Below are 17,825 nucleotides of genomic sequence, written 5' to 3' on the forward strand. Positions count from 1 at the left end.
TAATATCAAAGTAAAGACTTGATCCATTTACAAAACTGTTCTACAAAGCAATTAAGTCATGTAAATATATTTAACACGACATTGTGTTAAGTTTGGGATAGGATGTCCCATTCTTCGGTTAACTGCTATTTGTAAGGATAAACTTTTATGAGTGAAACGCAACAAAGACAAAAACATCCCCGTCTGTTGCTGAATATCGTTCTAATTATTTTAGAAACTTTCTTTTCATTTATTCTCACCCACGATGGTGTTCTTCGCTTGCAAGCGAAAAAGTTTATTTCAAACAAAACGACTATTCGTATCAATAGCTATCTACCTTTTTTTGACTTTTATGTTCAATTTACAGAAAAGGGTTTGTTATTCGATATCCATTCTTTTGACCGACGTATTGATCTTGAAATCAATAGTACTCTTATCGACTTAATTAAGATTTTCGCTTTTTCAAACCAGCGCAGTCTTAAAAATATGCGTATTGATGGGGATGAAGAAACTAAAAAAGAGTTATTAGACTTAATTTCACACCTTACTCTGCCTAAACTTTTAGCAGACTGGAAGCAATGGTTTAATACACCTGATGATGAAGCTGAAGCTCTTTCTTCACGCAAAAGAATTGCCCCATTGCTTGAAAAAATTGATCAACAACGATCAGAAATCAATTCACTTCATGTAGAAATTAAACAATATCAAAATCGAATTACTCGCTTACAGCAGCGTCAACGGAATATTAACTTCTCCTTTGGTATAATTAGCCTGATATTTATTGTTTATTTCATATATAATTTGTGGGTTGCTTAAATTATTTTTCCATTTTGTTCCTGCACTTGAATTAAAAATAAAAAAACTTGACTATTTTAGTCGGGATTCATAAAATCCTATTATCTAGTCTTAACATGTGTATCGAATCATGCGCCTTACAACTCGCGGTCGCTACGCAGTGACTGCTCTACTTGATTTAGCTTTGCAGCCAACTGAACAAACGATCACGCTCGCCGAAATTGCAGCTCGCCAATCCATTTCAGTTGCTTATTTAGAACAGTTATTCGCAAAACTTAAGCGTCATGGGTTAGTTTCTAGTGTTCGTGGTGCAAATGGTGGTTATCATTTGGCTCGAAATGCTGATGAAATTACTGTGTTAGAAATTATTGAAGCTGTAAATGAAACTGTTGATGCAACTCGTTGCGACCATAAAGGTAACTGCCAAAATGGTGCAATGTGTCTCACACACGATTTATGGCAAGAACTCTCTCATCATATTGCCGACTATTTAGCAAAAATCTCTCTTGCCGACCTCATTAGCCGAGACAACGTTCAAACTGTTGCATTACGCCAAAATGTGACTGGCATAGATTCAGCTCTTTTATCGGGTACAGGTATTTGATATGAAACGTCCAATTTATCTTGATTACGCAGCAACCACTCCAGTAGATCCGCAAGTTGCAGAACGTATGATGGAGTGTTTAACTTTCGACGGTACCTTTGGTAATGCTGCATCTCGTTCCCACGCTTATGGCTGGCAGGCAGAAGAGAAAGTTGAATATGCACGTGAGCAAGTTGCAAATTTAATTAAAGCTGATCCACGTGAAATCGTTTGGACTTCTGGTGCAACTGAATCAGATAACCTTGCTCTAAAAGGTGTAGCGCAATTTTATGCATCTAAAGGCAAGCATATCATTACAAGTAAAATTGAACACAAAGCTGTTCTAGATCCTTGTCGTGAATTAGAAGATCAAGGTTTTGAAATTACTTATTTAGAACCAGAACCACAAACTGGTTTAATTACCCCTGAAATGGTAAAAGCTGCCCTCCGTCCTGATACTGTTCTTGTTTCTCTTATGATGGTAAACAACGAAATCGGTACAGTTACAGATGTAGCAGCAATTGGTGAATTAACACGTGCCAATAAAACCTTCTTTCATGTAGATGCTGCTCAAGCTGCTGGTAAAGTTGAAATTGACCTATCTACTATGAAAATTGACCTAATGAGTTTCTCAGCTCATAAAATTTATGGTCCAAAAGGTATCGGTGCATTATATGTACGTCGTAGTCCACGTGTTCGTTTAAAAGCACAAATTCATGGCGGTGGCCATGAGCGTGGTATGCGTTCTGGTACTTTAGCGACTCATCAAATTGTAGGTATGGGTGAAGCTTTTGAAATTGCTGGCAAAAGAATGCAAGCAGAACAAGAGCGTATTCGCAAGCTTCGCGACAAGCTTTGGAATGGTTTACAAGATCTTGAACAAGTTTTCTTAAATGGCCATCCAACTCAAAACGTTGCTAACTATTTAAATGTCAGCTTTAACTTTGTTGAAGGTGAATCTTTAATGATGTCGCTCAAAGATGCTGCAGTATCAAGTGGTTCTGCTTGTACTTCTGCAACTTTAGAGCCTTCATACGTTCTTCGCGCATTAGGTTTATCTGATGAGCTAGCACACAGCTCGATCCGCTTCAGTTTTGGTAAATACACAACTGAAGAAGATATTGACCATGTGCTTACAATTACCAAAGCCGCTGTTGAGAAATTACGTGAACTTTCTCCGCTTTGGGATATGTACAAAGAAGGTATCGATCTTTCTACAGTTGAATGGGCTGAACACTAATTCATTGAAATTAGTGTTTTTACCCTCATATTAATATTAGGCTGACCCCGAGGTTTGGAGAAGCGAAATGGCTTATAGCGAAAAGGTAATTGATCATTACGAAAACCCTCGTAATGTTGGTGTTTTAGACAAAAACTCTGAAAATGTAGGTACAGGCATGGTGGGTGCACCAGCATGTGGCGACGTGATGCGTTTACAAATTCAAGTAAACGATAGCGGTGTGATTGAAGAAGCACGCTTTAAAACTTATGGCTGTGGTTCAGCAATTGCTTCTAGCTCACTTGTAACTGAGTGGTTAAAAGGTAAAACTCTTGATGAAGCTCAAGCAATCAAGAATATTGATATCGCAACTGAGCTTGCTCTTCCACCAGTAAAAGTTCACTGCTCTGTACTAGCTGAAGATGCGATTAAAGCTGCGATTGAAGATTACCGCACTAAAAAATCAAAAGCTTAATTTGTTATTACTGTAAACGTTGGAGTTTTCATGATTCATTTAACTGAAAATGCTGCTACTCATATTAGCAATTACCTCAAAAACCGAGGTAAGGGTGAAGGCATTCGCGTGGGTGTGAAAACTTCTGGCTGTTCTGGGTTGGCTTACGTTCTTGAATTTGTTGATTCTGTCGATGAACATGACGAAGTTTTCGAACAATTTGGCGTTAAGGTATTTGTAGATCCAAAAAGTCATGTCTATTTAGAAGGCTTAGAAATGGACTACGTCAAAAATGGCCTTAATGAAGGGTTCGAATTTAACAACCCCAATAAAAAAGGTGAATGTGGTTGTGGTGAGTCTTTCACTGTATAACCCATCTCCTTCCATCTCTCATTAAAACAGTGTCTTTTATAGCACTGTTTTAATGTATTTAATTAACGTGGACCTCCTTTCTAATGAATCATTTTGAGTTGTTCAATTTACCCGTAGAACTCGATATCGATTTGGCGAGCTTAAAATCTAGTTTCTTGAATTTGCAGCAGCAATATCATCCAGATAAAGCAGAAGATAAAAATCAGGCATTGATCAAATCAAGTGAAATCAATCAAGCTTTTAAAACATTATCGCAAGTAGATAGCCGCGCAGCTTATCTTTTAGCATTAAAAAAGCAAGATCATCACCTTGATCAATCTATTAGCGATTTTGAGTTCTTACAATCAGCTTTGGAACTTCGTGAGCAACTGGATGAAGCAACCTCCCCAGAACATCTAAGCACTCTTAAACAAGAAGTGTTTCAATGGATAGAAAGTTTAGTTCGCGAATTTAAAATTGATTACTCAGATGAAGACTGGGGTGAAGCTCGCGATACTGTACGTAAATTACGGTTCTTTCAGCGCGTTCTTAATGATATTGATAAAGCAGAAGATCAAATGTTGGATGACGAAAACAACTTTGATTTAGACGACGATTTTTAATTTTGCTTTTTCCAATTTATATTCAAGGGATTTAACTCATGGCACTTTTGCAAATTGCTGAACCGGGTCAATCCAGTGCCCCACACCAACACCGCATTGCGATTGGTATCGACCTAGGAACAACACATTCCTTAGTTGCGACAGTGTTATCAGGCAAGCCTAAAGTACTCAATGATGAAAAAGAAAGAAGACTCCTTCCTTCTATTGTGCACTATGGAAATGATGCAACTCACTATGGTGAAGAAGCAAAGCCTTTCCTTATTGCCGACCCGAAAAATACAATTGTTTCTGTAAAACGCTTTATGGGTCGTTCAAAAGCAGATATCAAATTTCAGCATCCATATGAATTAATGGGTTCTGAAAATGAGATGCCAGCTTTTGAAACACGTGCTGGTCGTAAAACCCCTGTTGAAATTTCTGCAGAAATTTTAAAACAATTAAAAGATCGTGCTGAAACTAGCCTACAAAATCCAGTAAATGGTGCAGTTATTACTGTTCCTGCCTATTTTGATGAAGCTCAGCGCCAAGCAACTCGTGATGCAGCACAACTTGCCGGTTTGAATGTATTACGTTTATTAAATGAGCCAACCGCTGCTGCTGTGGCTTATGGTTTAGACCAAGAAACTAATTTAGCTACAGATCATAACTATGTAATTTATGATTTAGGTGGTGGTACTTTTGACGTATCAATCTTGCGTTTTTCACAAGGTGTCTTTGAAGTATTAGCTACCGGTGGCCACACTGCTCTAGGTGGTGACGATTTAGACCGTCTCATTGTTAAATGGGCTAAAAAGCAGTTAGATATTGATACTTTGAGCGATGAAGCATATGCAGTATTTATGGTTGCTGCTCGTCAAGCTAAAGAACAATTATCTACTCAAGAATCAGTTCAGTTAAAATTACTTGAAAATGTATTAACACTGGACCGTCCAACTTTTGAAAGTATTATTCAAGTTGCTTTAGATAAAACAATCAGTGTTTGTAAGCGTGTTTTACGTGATGCAAAACTTGAATTATCAGATATTCAAAATGTTGTTTTAGTTGGTGGCTCTACGCGTTCGTATGCTGTTCAACAAGCGGTTCGTAATGTATTTAATCAAGAACCTCTTTGCACGATCAACCCTGATGAAGTGGTTGCAATTGGTGCTTCGATTACTGCCAACCAATTAATTGGAAACAGTCAAGACGGTTCATTACTTTTAGACGTAACTCCTCTCTCACTTGGTCTAGAAACCATGGGTGGATTAGTAGAGCGCCTTATTTCACGTAATACTGCTATTCCTGTTGCTCGTCGTCAAGAATTCACAACTTATCAAGATGGCCAAACCGCCATGCTTATTCATGTGGTTCAAGGTGAACGAGATTTGGTAGAACATTGTCGTTCATTAGGAAAATTTGTCCTTCACGGCATTCCACCAATGACTGCTGGTCAAGCACGTATTGAAGTTACCTTTCAGGTAGATGCAGATGGTCTACTTACTGTTTCAGCTCGTGAAACAACTTCTGGTGTACAGGCTCAAATTGATATTAAACCATCTTATGGTTTATCAGAATCTGACACTGAGCGCTTATTAATTGAAGGTTTCCAACACGCGGAAGAAGATAAAAATCTACGCCATTTAAAAGAAACCAAAGTTGAAGCCCAACGTGAACTTGAAGCATTAGAACAAGCTCTCAAAGTTGATGCTGATTTGCTTAATGATGAGCAGCTTGAAGCACTTAAAACTGCTGAAAATTTGCTAAAAGTTCAGCTTGAAGGCAATGATATTCAAGCAATTGAAAAAGCTGTAGAACAACTTAAAGTACATAGTGATGCTTTTGCCGCACTACGTATGAATCGACATATTGACCACGCCTTAAAAGGTACAAAACTTGAAGATTGGTCAAATTCAAACTAAAGGTATAGGTGATCAATATGCCCCGTATTAAAGTACTTCCTCATGCTCAGTTCTGTCCTGAAGGTGCAGAATTTGAAGTTGAACAAAATGCAAATCTTTGTCAAAGTTTGCTTGATCGAGGAATTAAAATTGAACACGCTTGTGACATGTCGTGTGCATGTACAACTTGTCACGTAGTCGTTCGCAAGGGTTTTGACAGCCTAGAAGAAATGGATGATGTTGAAGCAGATCTTTTAGATCGCGCTTGGGGTCTTGAACCAGATTCTCGTCTCTCTTGCCAAGTGAAGATTGTTGATGAAGATTTAGAAATTGAGATTCCTAAATATACAATCAATCACGCTTCCGAAAGCCATTAAAATAAAAAAAGCTGCTTTTAAAGGCAGCTTTTTTTTACTTCACGTTTTAAGCTTTACACCTGATCTTGCTGATCAATTTCAATAGGCTTAACTTCATCTTCAAGTCTTAAACGTGCAATACCTTGAGTATTAATTAAAGTTTGTTGAACTTTAAGTCGTTGAATCATTTTCTCAAGTACTTCTACTAATTCAGGGTACTCATAGTTTTGTACTTCTTCTAAATTAAGGACTAAATGGAAGCCTTTATATTCATAGTCGAACCATTGCTGATGATCTGACTTATTCCCTGTATATTTCTCCATTACTTGCCATGTCTTCACAGCACCTTGAATACCTTTTAAGTAAATTGGTGTTTTTGGAGCACAAAGAAAATCACTTTTAATTAATTGATAAGTATCATCTGAAATTAAAATTTCATCTATTTCAGCAGCGTATTGTAAACGAGCTGCCAAATTCACATCACGACCTACAATAGTATAAGCCATACGATGTGTTGCCCCATAGTTCCCTACGTGGCAGTAACCAGTACTAATTCCCATGCGAATATGTAAGGCTGAGTAGCCCATTTTTTTCCAACGCTCACGCAGCAATTTCATTTGCTGACGCATAGCGATTGCCATTTCTACACAGGCTTTTGCATCTTGCTCTACACCCTGAGAATTCGGATCACCAAAAAATATGAGGATGGCATCCCCCATAAATTTGTCGACCGTAGCTTCATACTGCTTGGCAATTTCCGTCATATGGCTTAAATAGTCATTAAGCAAAAATGCCAAATCGTCAGGAATTAAAGTTTCTGATAATTCTGTAAAACCCTGAATATCAGAAAAAAATACAGTCATTTTTTTTCGTTTATATTCAATTTTTGCTTCTGCCTCACCGCGCATGATAGATTGCCACAACTGTAGTGGTGCATATCGGCTTAACTGATTAGCAAAAGCAATATAGCGGGTCATTTGGTCATAGTAATGTTGACGCTGCTGACTGATTTTTTTAACCCAACGATGTTGGTAGTAATTTCCAATGGTAATAAACATGACCAAACCCAAGAGTGTAATTACAGTTAACTCTTGGCTAGTAGGTTCAAAATATGTATAAAAACCGAATAGGAAAAAAGTACTTAAATAAAAAATAATCGCGCCTAGCAGGCTCGTCAAACAAATAACTGCGAAAGAAATACGACTATTAATTGCAGAATAAAATAATGCAAATACCGCAATAAATGTAGGGACTAAATTAAGATGCAACCCTGCCAAGGTAACCGCTACAACAATTGCATCAATTGCAAAAAAGACACTTTTTTGAGTTTTCTTATCGAATTGGTATTGAAGCCAATGTTCTAACTTCGAACTAATAAAAAGTAAAAAGAGAAAAAAAGGAGGAACGTAGATCTGATAATTTGTATTAGGTGAGGTAAAAGCATAGATCACTAAAATTAAGGACAGAATTGAATATCCCATCAAACGATGAAAATATGCAAACTGCTTAGGCTCTCTATCGATAAACCTCTCTAATTGCACCCTGTCCTCCATACCTCAATGTAGCCACATTCGTATAAATGTGGCATTTCATTGATTTAATCCATGCGCCAATCAAAAGGCATATCACCTTGACCACGTAAAGCAAGCATAAGGGTTTGACGCATATGAGCCAGTACATCATTTGTATATGGAACTGCAGGTGTTCCCCAAACTGGCTTAGGCCATGCAACATCATTTTGATAACGTACAACATGATGGAAATGCAACTGAGGTACCATGTTACCTAAAGCTGCAACATTCATTTTATCAGCACGGAATACTCGAGCTAGCTGGCTAGATAACCAACTTGATTCACGTAAAAACTGTTCTTGATCAGCTTGGCTCAATTCATATAATTCTGTGATTCCCGGTACACGAGGGATTAAAATCAACCACGGGAATTGCATATCATTCATTAAACGACATGTTGAAAGCGGAAAATCGCCGACAAAAAAAGTATCTTGAGCAAGTTGTGGATGCAAACTAAACATATCTTTTATAAATGACAATAAACAATAATGGCTAATACTATCACATCAGTTTTGATGTGAGTATTGCTAGTGGCTGGTTTGATTACAAATAACAATGATTTTATGCACTTATTCCTCCTCTGATCCGAGAAATCGTGCATAAAATTCTGATATCAGCTTTTAAAAAATTTGTATGAGATTAAAATCACTTTGAAACACTATTTAAGCATGTAATTCATTTAATAATTTAGCTAATAAATCATTAATAAATTGGATGCGCTTTTCCTGTTCTTCTAACTGAACCATAACTTTTAAACGCTGTCCGCCCTCCATACGATAATAGGTCGGATGCTTTTGCATCAGCTGAATGATACTAATCGCTTGAACAGGTGTATCAGGTGAGAATTCAATATTACCACCTTGAGTATTAATATCGATTTTTGTGATACCCAGTTGCTCTGCTTTCAAGCGAATCTGATGGACAGTAAACAAATGTTTAACCGATTGCGGCGGAACCCCAAAACGATCAATAAGTTCCATACGGATATTATCGAGTTTTTCTTGTGTATCTGTATTACTAATACGTTTATAGAACAATAAACGCTGATGCACATCTCCTAAATACTCATCTGGAATCAATGCCGGAATATGTAAATTAATTTCCGCAGTCAGCGATAAAGGTGCATCAAAATTCGGTGTTTTACCTTGCTGAATTGCTTTAGTGGCTTTTTCCAGCATCTCCATATACAAACTATATCCGATTGCCTGCATTGAACCGCTTTGTTGTTCACCTAAAAGTTCACCAGCACCACGAATTTCTAAATCCTCTGTAGCTAACATAAAGCCAGCACCGAGAGTGGAAGCTCTCTGAATTGCATCCAAACGTTTTTCTGCATCGCCTTTTAAGTGTTTTATAGAAGGAACTAACAAATAAGCATAGGCTTGATGATGTGAGCGCCCTACACGTCCACGTAATTGATGTAATTGAGCCAAACCGAGTTTGTCAGCCCGTTCTATCAAAATTGTATTGGCATTTGGAACATCAATTCCGGTTTCAATAATGGTTGAACATACCAATACGTTAAATTCTTTGTGATAGAACTGCTGCATCACTTGTTCGAGCTCTCTTTCTCTCATTTGCCCATGAGCAACTGCCACACGAGCTTCAGGTACAAGAACACGGATGTTTTCAGCAGCCCGTTCAATCGTATCGACTTCATTGTGTAAGAAATATACTTGGCCACCACGTAGTAACTCACGCAAAATCGCCTCTTTCACAGAGGCTTCTGTATGCTCTTGCACAAAGGTTTTAACAGCTAAACGACGGGCTGGCGGTGTAGCAATGATAGATAGATCACGCATTCCAGAAAAAGCCATATTTAAAGTTCGTGGAATAGGCGTTGCGGTAAGCGTCAACATGTCCACATCTGCTCGTAAAGCTTTGATACGCTCTTTATCACGCACACCGAATCGATGTTCTTCATCGACTACCATTAGGCCCAGATCTTTAAATTGCACATTTTCTTGTAAAAGTTTATGTGTTCCCACCACAATATCAACTTTACCAGCAATTAGATCTTCAATATTTTTTGTATGGGTTTTACTTGAGCCAAAGCGTGATAGCACTTCTATACGCACAGGCCAATCAGCAAAACGATCTTTAAAAGACTCATAATGTTGTTGTGCAAGTAAAGTCGTAGGCACTAAAACAGCAACTTGCTTGCCATTTTGCACAGCAACAAACGCGGCTCGCATTGCCACTTCTGTTTTACCGAAACCTACATCACCACAAACAAGTCGATCCATAGGTCTGGCTTGTTGCATATCGTGAAGCGTCGCTTCAATAGCATTCGCCTGATCGAGTGTTTCTTCGTAGGCAAATCCACTGGCAAATTGCATATAAAGTGATTGATCGAGTTCGAAACCAAAACCAGGTTTTGACTGACGACGTGCTTGTATATGTAATAATTCGGCTGCAACATCATGAATTTGTTCTAAAGCTTTACGTTTAGCTTTACTCCACGCATCACTTCCAATTTTATGAAGTGGCGCTAGATCGGGATCGCCACCACTATAGCGACTGATCAGATGCAAATTAGTCACAGGAACATAAACTTTTGCCCCTTCAGCATAATTGAGTTGCAAGAATTCATAATCTTGCCCTTCAATTGCTAAAGTAACTAATCCTGCATAACGTCCCACACCATGATCAATATGAACAACTGGAGCATCAATACTGAGTTCAGTCAAACTGCGAATTAAGAACTCTTCAGAAACTTCTTGCTGACGTTTACGACGACGCTGAACTACCCGATGTTCATATAACTGATTTTCTGAAATAACAGTTAATTGGTCTGTTAAAAGTAAGCCACGGTCGAGCGGTGCATTTGTAATCGCAATCGCAAACTGACTCGTTTGAAATTGTTCAAAACTGTCTACACTAGGGATATCTCCCAGACTAGCACGTAAACCATCTCTTAGGCTTTCACGTCGGCCTGCACTTTCTGCAACCAATAAAACGGGATGATTGGCTTCATCAATATATTTTTTGACGACGGTAAACGGTTTTTCCTTTTTAGGATCGACTGCTAATTTTGGCGGCTGCTCAGCCTTAAGATTTAATGCTCCAGCTTTTTCTTCAACCAATTCGGCACTTACAAGCATACGAGGAAACTGGTTTAAAGCACTCAGCAAATGGTTTGGAGCAATAAATAGTTCTTCAGGAGGAAGAATTGGCTGATCTACATTATGACGTCTGTCTTCGTAACGACGGAAAACTTCTTTCCAAAAATTAGTTAAATCATTATCTACATCACTTGTTGTAATTACAATGCAATTCTTTGGTAAGTACGTTGTAAGTGTACTTTGCGATTGCATTTGTGCTTTATCAAAAAATAATGGTAAATAAAACTCAATTCCTGGTGAAGCAATTCCCTCTAAGACATCTTGATAAATCGGGTTTTTCTTAGGATTAGCAGTAGGAAAAAGTTCAGAATATCGATCTCTAAAAATTGAGCGAGCTTCTTTTAATGGGAATTCTTTTGCGGGTAAAACTGTAAAACTTTTTAAAGCTGTAGTCGTTCTTTGTGTTTCTGGATCAAAGAATTTTAATGTATCAATTTCATCATCAAACAGATCAATACGGATAGGTGCTTCTTGTCCTGAGGCAAAAATATCCATAATACTGCCACGCACAGCAAACTCACCATGATCATAAACAGTATCTACCAAATGATAACCAGCTTGTACCAAACGTAATTTCTGTTGCTCTAAATCAAATTTTTGACCTACACGAATATCAAAATGCTCACCTAAAACCCATGAATATGGTGCAACTCTTTGGGCTAAAGTGCTTGCTGAAAGGAGCAATACCCCCTTCTGAGGCATATTAGATAAAATTGCGAGGCGTTCTGAAACAATATCCTGATGAGGTGACAAACGATCATACGGTAAGATTTCCCAATCAGGGAAAATTGTTGGTTTTATGCCATAAAATTCAAGTTCACTTTCTAATTGAGCTACATGCTGGTTATTTCTGGCAACCACAACAAGTAAAGACGAATGCTGAATAGCAATTTCCTTAAATAGTAATGCAGCAGATGAACCTAATAACGACCCCACCCAACGCTTTTCACCGGCCTTGAGCTGTTGTAAATTCAATTGAGAGATTTCTTGTTGAAACATGTATATGGCTTTTATCAGCTAAGAAGATATAGGCCTAATAGTAGCATGATGTTTTTAGTGAATTGAGTTATTTTTTTGAAAATCAAACTACTAGTTAGCCCTACTTTTTATATTTTTTAATCAATCAACTATGATTATTTATCACGCAAAAACAAAACGTAATATTGATTTAATATTTGTATAATCGCTTTAAGCTGAAGTAGCTTTTCTTGTGTATTTCCTAATCTTTCTACATAACGCTGGGTTGCGATTTCCAGATCAATTTTTTCATTAATTTGTGGAGTAATGAGGAATAACTTCTGAAGATTATCAAAATTTTGTAATTTACGGTTTGAGAAATACTCAAGATGTTCTGACCATTTCTCATTGATTACTACATCGTTAATGATAGGTCCTTGTTCAGAATCAAATTTTAATTGATTCTCTTGCAAGTAAAGTTGTTCTGGCGTTTCTTTGGAACCTTGAAAAAGCTGAGTTATCTTCTTAAACATTTCATCACATCATATTAATTTTAAATTTAAGTCATGGAAGCAATCTAATTACTTCCATGACTTAAGCCTTCTAATTTAATGACTATTCATCGCCTAAATCATCAAGAAAATCGATAGTCGGTACAAAAAATAAGGTACCTGTCTGAGCAGTACTAAAGTCAAGCAACCTATCAAGATTACCATCCTCATTGCCTAAAAACATGTTTTCAAGCATTTGTCGGGTTGTACTAAATTTACGCGAGTACCCAATAAAGAATGTGCCATATTCATTTCTAGACGGATTTGAAAAAGGCATATTAGCTCGCATAATTTTAAGTTCATTGCCTTCTGCATCATGAGCTTTACTTACAACATTATGAGCAGTTAAAGGCTTTTCATCATCACCAAGTTCAACATCATTGAACTTTTTGCGTCCAATCACTTTCTCTTGCTCTTCATCGGTTAATGAACGCCATTTCTCCATATCATGTGTATATTTTTGAATAAAAGCATAGCTTCCCCCGATAAAATCAGGATCTTCATTACCCACTAACGCCCACTGCGCTGCAATAACGGGTTCCGGGTTTTCAGTCCCATCAACAAAGCCAATAATTGCACGTCCGTCAAAATAACGAAAACCATGAACTTCATCAATTGGATACGTTACTTTACCAAGCTGTTGATTAATTATATTGCCCAGCTCGTAACATAAAGCCTGACGATCGGCACGAATATGAAAAAATAAATCACCTGGAGTTGAGACAGCTGTATATTTCGGGCCTCTAATTTCTTGAAATGGTTGTAACTCTTGAGGCTTCGCTTGCTCTGGGAATAAAATATCCCATGCATTTGAACTAAAACCCAACGTAGCATTAAATTTACTTTCTGGATAACGGTTAGATAGACTTCTGGTTAGTGCTGAAAAATTAGCAGCAAAATCTTTTACTTTTTCTATTACAGAATCACCTTGAGCCAGTCCTAATACAATAAATAATGCATTTTCACCAGGAGCGCTCGTTACAGGCTGAATTCTCATACATTCCATAAAATATGCCTTTTAGGTATTTAACCTTATTAATTTAGCATACTCATTTTCTTTTCATACATCTTGTAATGAAATCTGAGATTGGTAAGAGTTTAAGTAAAGCGCCTTAAACTCTTACTAAAATAGATATTAATTAACGCCCATACTGCTTCTTTAAATATTTTACGATTTGAGCAGACTCAAACATCTTCACTCCTGTATTCGGATCTGCCAAATACGGCACCTGCATTTTACCTTGCATAACAGGCAATATTTTTTCTCTTTTACCATCTTTTAAAGGTATATATTTACCTGGCTTTAAACGAAGTATGGCAGGTCCCATATCTTGCCATCTTTCTTTTGCCACATTATGCAAAATATATGGAAGCTCAAGTTCACAGAGTAAACCTCTTACGACTCTTGAATAAGGACTTGCCTCAAAACTCCATAACTCAAGTTTTTGCTCAGGCGCAGCTCTATCAACAATTTTCTTATTTATCCAAACTCCACGAGCACCATTTAATATGGTCCCTGCAAATGCTACATACGGCATGTTCGGGTAACTCGAAAATTTCTGAGGTGTCTTTCCAGTCTTACCGTAGTGTTTAAATAAATGATGAATAATATCTTGTGATTCGTATAGCTGATCACCAGTATTTTCATCAATTAAAAAAGGAAATTTTAATTTCCCGCCTTTTTCTTTTACAACTGAACGATACTTTGTTCCGCCTTTAGGACATGGATAAATTTCGACATCCAGATTCAAAAGTGTAATCACTTCACGAACGCGGCGGCAAAATGGTGAACCTTCAAATTCATATAGTTTCAAAGCTTTTACAGGTTGCTGAGGAAAAGCAGTGCCTGTTACGCCCCTACCACCTTCAGCAATTGCAGATACAACTGCTTGAAGTACTTTAATTTGATGAATCACCATCATGCGTTCCTTTATATTAGAGAATTAGACTAATTTTTTTTTTGCAATCACAATTCCATTATTATCAGCATAGATAAAATCACCTGATTGAATTGTGACACCACCAAAATACAAATTAATATCTACTTCACCAATGCCCTTACGATTACTTTTTTGCGGAATTGCAGCCAATGCATGTACGCCTAAATCCAAAGTTGCAAGCGCATCTACATCTCGTACACAACCGTAAATCACGACACCATTCCAGTTATTTTTAACTGCTGACTCAGCAATCAAATCACCCATGAGTGCACAGCGCATAGATGCACCGCCATCTACCACTAATACTTTATCTGTACCATCTGTTGCCAATAACTCTTTTACACGTGAGTTATCTTCAAAGCACTTTACTGTTACAACCTGCCCCCCAAAAGTTTTACGTGCACCATAGCTTTGAAAGAACTTTCCATCCATTGAAGGAATTACAACCTGTAAATCTTTTTCAGGGTTATCATCTAATAAATCACATGTTACAAATGGCACTGTCGACACTTTTATTCTCCCTTATCGAGTTTTCTGTATGCTCAGATTATCATATCGTTTAAAGGCTTCAATTTGCGTTAGCGCCGCTACGACCATCGTATGAGCCAATTGCTCCGCAGTTACAGGTTTATATTTGAATGGTTTTTGTAATTTATTCTCAATAAATTTAAATAAACTTTGCCCTAAATCTTCAATAAACCGTACGTCACTACGTTTACCAATAAGTAAAGATGGTCTAAAGATAGATAATTTCTCGAGTTGTAGACTTTCAATATAATCTTCTAGTTGTCCTTTCACTTTATTATAAAAAATCGGTGAATTGGCATTTGCACCAAGTGCACTCACTAACAATAAATGAATATGTTTATCTTGTACTAAATCTGCCAAATGAGCATTGATTTCATAATCCACAGCGTAAAAGGCCTCTTTTGAGCCTGCATTTTTTAATGTTGTTCCCAAACAGCTAAATGCATGAGTATGACCGCTCACATCTTCATCATTCAACATTAAGAAATCTTCTATAACCAGCTGATTAACTTTTTTATATGTATTAAGTAGTTGTGATTCTTTTCTTACCACAACAGTAATCGCTTCAAATTCTGGTGTTTGCTCAAGCTGTTCAACAAGAGCTAAACCCACAAGTCCTGTAGCACCTATCACAATTGCTTTTTTCGTATTTATAGTCATTTTTTATCCAACCCTCTTTAAGTTTGTATCAAATTTAACCTTTTCTTACGGTTTTAGCAGCCCCTAAAACCGCTTAAAATGCTCTCAAGGCTTGACTTCGCGGTGTCTATTCATCACAATATGGCACTTGTTTACGGGCTGGTGATGGTTGCACCAGTTTACTGGATTGACCACAGCCCGCCCAGACCAACTTATTTTCAAGGAGTGCAAGAGTGGCAAACTCTGCTCAAGCTAAAAAACGTGCGCGTCAAAACGTTACTGCACGTAAACACAACGCAAGCTTGCGTTCTATGGTTCGTACATACATCAAACGTACTTTAAGTGCAATTGCTGGTGGTGATCATGCTGTTGCTACAGAAGCTTACAAAAAAGCTGTTCCTGTAATCGACCGTATGGCTGATAAAGGCATCATCCACAAAAATAAAGCTGCTCGTCATAAGAGCCGTTTAAATGCTCAAGTTAAAGCGTTAGCTAACTAATTGAAGCATGTAAAAAAAGCCCTATTGGGCTTTTTTTATTACTTATCGTTTTTGAGCTTATAGCCCTGTGTTAAATTTGGCTACATTTAGCTCATAGGCCTTACCTCGCCAAATCCATTTCAATTTACAATTTGGAAATTCATCCCCTTCAAACCACACAAACAGGCCTTCCATCATTTCTGGCCAATCTGCTTTTTGTATTTGATTGTTGCCTGAAATTACGGCAACTATGGCAGCAATAATTGTGTCATGACTAACAGCTAAACTCAGCCCACTTTTTGTTTTAGGATGAGTCTGATAAATAAGTTCCAACACATCTAAAACCCCAGTAATGGGATGTTTCATACCAGGTAATGCATTATTAACAAAACTATTAATAAAACCCAAAGCGCCTTGTTTTTTAAAATAAGGAGCAGCTTGCTGTATATCTAGTACAAAGCTACCGGGTTCAACCAGTAGTCCCTGCTCAATAATTTCAATGGTATGCGTATTAGATTCGGGACTTACATCATCAGCCCCTTCAATCATGAGCGCAGCCGTATCGACACAACGTTGTATTGGACTTGAAATACAATGCTGGATAACACGATCTGTATTTTTAATTAAATAATTACCCCATGCCTGCGCAAGCTCACGCCCTTGAGGAGTAAGTTGGAGGTCATATCCTGCTAAACCCTGCCCGTCCACAAGTTCTCTTAGAGAATGGCGCGTAAATAAGGTCACGGGAGTTGAAGCATCGGGCAATAAATCAATTGCTTCAAACATACTTTTAGGCAATAAATCGAGTGCCATTGTTATCTTGTCATCTTTTTTCAATACTTTGCCACTATAACATGTCTGGCATAACTCTCAATCTATAACACCTGATTGGGCTAATGCTTCAAATGCTATTTTTTTGCTTTCCTGATCACGAAATGCGATAAAGCCCTTATTTAAAACCGTGTGTCTCTGGTTATATTTAAAAGGTTTTCCATCAAGAGTAAGTAAACCACCACCTATACTTTCCAACAACCCTTGACCAGAACTTGTGTCCCATTCAGAAGTTGGATGGAATCGCGGGTAAATATCTATTTCACCTTCCAGCATCATGCAAAATTTATAGGCACTTCCTGCTTCTCTTCGAATAATGTTACGTTTTTCTTCAATAGGTTGAATAAATTTCTGATATTTAGGATTTTTACTGCCATGACTAAGTCCTATTTGTATAGGGGCATCTAGCGAAGGCGAAGTTATCTGATATTGATACCACTGCTTTTGACTAAAACTATATTTAAAAGGTAAATCTTGCAGATATCCTAAATACACGACTTGTTCACATGGCACAGCAATAACTGAAAAGATTGTCTCTTTACCTTTAATCAAGCTTAGGTTAATCGTGAATTCATCACGCTCATGAATAAATTCTTTAGTTCCGTCAAGAGGATCTAACATCCAACAGGTAGACCAGTCATGGCGAGCACTATAATCACTTTCTTCAGACAAAACAGGCAAGTCTGGGGTAATCTCTGCCAAGTGCTTTAATAAGAAAAGATTCACTTTTAAATCTGCTTGAGTTACAGGTGAGTCGTCTTGTTTTTCATGAATAGTAAACTCATAACCCGCAGAATAATTTTGATATTCTTGTAATAGAATTTGGCTCGCTTGTTCCAAAACTGGAAGAAGCTGATTAATCAACGTATCTTGTGGGCGTGTAGTTGTTATAAACATAAATATGCTCTACATAGTTTCATTTCTATTATAGGTGAATTATGAACAATTCAATATTCGCCAACAGTTT

At 37.5% G+C, this 17,825-nt stretch carries 19 protein-coding genes; 9 read left to right on the forward strand and 10 right to left on the reverse strand.

Features of this window, described 5'->3' with window-relative positions:
* Nucleotides 1–147 precede the first annotated feature (147 nt).
* From K6I41_RS10115 to fdx, 8 genes are all read left to right on the forward strand, one after another.
* Nucleotides 148–795: a hypothetical protein gene (locus tag K6I41_RS10115; RefSeq protein WP_192454250.1), complete on the forward strand. Its 648-nt coding sequence runs from the start codon at nt 148–150 to the stop codon at nt 793–795.
* Between the two features lie 109 nt (nt 796–904).
* Entirely contained in the window at nt 905–1,378 is a 474-nt protein-coding gene (locus K6I41_RS10120; protein ID WP_004792640.1) for an Rrf2 family transcriptional regulator, read from the forward strand.
* A 1-nt stretch (nt 1,379) separates the two neighbouring features.
* Nucleotides 1,380–2,597 (forward strand): IscS subfamily cysteine desulfurase, encoded by a 1,218-nt coding sequence (locus K6I41_RS10125; RefSeq protein WP_005304823.1) that lies wholly within the window; start codon nt 1,380–1,382, stop codon nt 2,595–2,597.
* A gap of 67 nt (nt 2,598–2,664) precedes the next feature.
* Complete coding sequence (gene iscU / locus K6I41_RS10130; RefSeq protein WP_004792646.1) at nt 2,665–3,051, forward strand: Fe-S cluster assembly scaffold IscU; 387 nt, start codon at nt 2,665–2,667, stop codon at nt 3,049–3,051.
* Between the two features lie 30 nt (nt 3,052–3,081).
* A complete protein-coding gene (gene iscA, locus K6I41_RS10135; RefSeq protein ID WP_004792648.1) occupies nt 3,082–3,402 on the forward strand; it encodes an iron-sulfur cluster assembly protein IscA in 321 nt (106 codons plus the stop codon).
* An 83-nt stretch (nt 3,403–3,485) separates the two neighbouring features.
* Entirely contained in the window at nt 3,486–4,004 is a 519-nt protein-coding gene (gene hscB, locus K6I41_RS10140; protein WP_250374228.1) for a Fe-S protein assembly co-chaperone HscB, read from the forward strand.
* Nucleotides 4,005–4,042: 38 nt separating this feature from the next.
* Nucleotides 4,043–5,902: a Fe-S protein assembly chaperone HscA gene (gene hscA / locus K6I41_RS10145; RefSeq protein WP_013198052.1), complete on the forward strand. Its 1,860-nt coding sequence runs from the start codon at nt 4,043–4,045 to the stop codon at nt 5,900–5,902.
* 17 nt (nt 5,903–5,919) lie between these two features.
* Nucleotides 5,920–6,258 carry an ISC system 2Fe-2S type ferredoxin gene (gene fdx / locus K6I41_RS10150; RefSeq protein WP_004792653.1) on the forward strand — a complete coding sequence of 113 codons (339 nt, stop codon included), beginning with the start codon at nt 5,920–5,922 and terminating at the stop codon, nt 6,256–6,258.
* A gap of 53 nt (nt 6,259–6,311) precedes the next feature.
* Here the strand turns inward: fdx and K6I41_RS10155 are convergent, their stop codons facing one another.
* The 8 genes from K6I41_RS10155 to K6I41_RS10190 all read right to left on the reverse strand — a co-directional run bounded on the left by K6I41_RS10155 (nt 6,312) and on the right by K6I41_RS10190 (nt 15,569).
* A complete protein-coding gene (locus K6I41_RS10155) occupies nt 6,312–7,778 on the reverse strand; it encodes an adenylate/guanylate cyclase domain-containing protein (protein ID WP_023274248.1) in 1,467 nt (488 codons plus the stop codon).
* A gap of 56 nt (nt 7,779–7,834) precedes the next feature.
* Nucleotides 7,835–8,269: an HIT domain-containing protein gene (locus K6I41_RS10160; RefSeq protein ID WP_004792657.1), complete on the reverse strand. Its 435-nt coding sequence runs from the start codon at nt 8,267–8,269 to the stop codon at nt 7,835–7,837.
* A 201-nt stretch (nt 8,270–8,470) separates the two neighbouring features.
* The gene (gene mfd / locus K6I41_RS10165; RefSeq protein WP_250374229.1) at nt 8,471–11,932 is read right to left on the reverse strand and encodes a transcription-repair coupling factor; all 3,462 of its coding nucleotides are present in this window, start codon (nt 11,930–11,932) and stop codon (nt 8,471–8,473) included.
* 134 nt (nt 11,933–12,066) lie between these two features.
* Nucleotides 12,067–12,423: a hypothetical protein gene (locus tag K6I41_RS10170; protein WP_174765313.1), complete on the reverse strand. Its 357-nt coding sequence runs from the start codon at nt 12,421–12,423 to the stop codon at nt 12,067–12,069.
* A gap of 82 nt (nt 12,424–12,505) precedes the next feature.
* Nucleotides 12,506–13,438 carry a Dyp-type peroxidase gene (locus K6I41_RS10175; RefSeq protein WP_250374230.1) on the reverse strand — a complete coding sequence of 311 codons (933 nt, stop codon included), beginning with the start codon at nt 13,436–13,438 and terminating at the stop codon, nt 12,506–12,508.
* A gap of 142 nt (nt 13,439–13,580) precedes the next feature.
* Entirely contained in the window at nt 13,581–14,363 is a 783-nt protein-coding gene (locus K6I41_RS10180) for a glutathione S-transferase N-terminal domain-containing protein (protein ID WP_250374231.1), read from the reverse strand.
* Nucleotides 14,364–14,384: 21 nt separating this feature from the next.
* Nucleotides 14,385–14,891 carry a ribonuclease E activity regulator RraA gene (gene rraA / locus K6I41_RS10185; RefSeq protein WP_250374232.1) on the reverse strand — a complete coding sequence of 169 codons (507 nt, stop codon included), beginning with the start codon at nt 14,889–14,891 and terminating at the stop codon, nt 14,385–14,387.
* Between the two features lie 12 nt (nt 14,892–14,903).
* On the reverse strand, nt 14,904–15,569 hold the full coding sequence (locus K6I41_RS10190; RefSeq protein WP_250374233.1) for an NAD(P)H-binding protein: 666 nt from the start codon (nt 15,567–15,569) through the stop codon (nt 14,904–14,906).
* Nucleotides 15,570–15,781: 212 nt separating this feature from the next.
* Here K6I41_RS10190 and rpsT point away from each other — a divergent pair, with 212 nt between their 5' ends.
* Nucleotides 15,782–16,048 carry a 30S ribosomal protein S20 gene (gene rpsT / locus K6I41_RS10195; RefSeq protein ID WP_004792670.1) on the forward strand — a complete coding sequence of 89 codons (267 nt, stop codon included), beginning with the start codon at nt 15,782–15,784 and terminating at the stop codon, nt 16,046–16,048.
* 57 nt (nt 16,049–16,105) lie between these two features.
* Here the strand turns inward: rpsT and K6I41_RS10200 are convergent, their stop codons facing one another.
* Nucleotides 16,106–16,840 carry a histidine phosphatase family protein gene (locus K6I41_RS10200; protein WP_192833436.1) on the reverse strand — a complete coding sequence of 245 codons (735 nt, stop codon included), beginning with the start codon at nt 16,838–16,840 and terminating at the stop codon, nt 16,106–16,108.
* A gap of 57 nt (nt 16,841–16,897) precedes the next feature.
* Nucleotides 16,898–17,755: a 3'(2'),5'-bisphosphate nucleotidase CysQ family protein gene (locus K6I41_RS10205; RefSeq protein ID WP_250374234.1), complete on the reverse strand. Its 858-nt coding sequence runs from the start codon at nt 17,753–17,755 to the stop codon at nt 16,898–16,900.
* Nucleotides 17,756–17,825 lie beyond the last annotated feature (70 nt).

Source organism: Acinetobacter sp. AS23 (genome assembly GCF_023612055.1).
Lineage (GTDB): Bacteria > Pseudomonadota > Gammaproteobacteria > Pseudomonadales > Moraxellaceae > Acinetobacter > Acinetobacter oleivorans.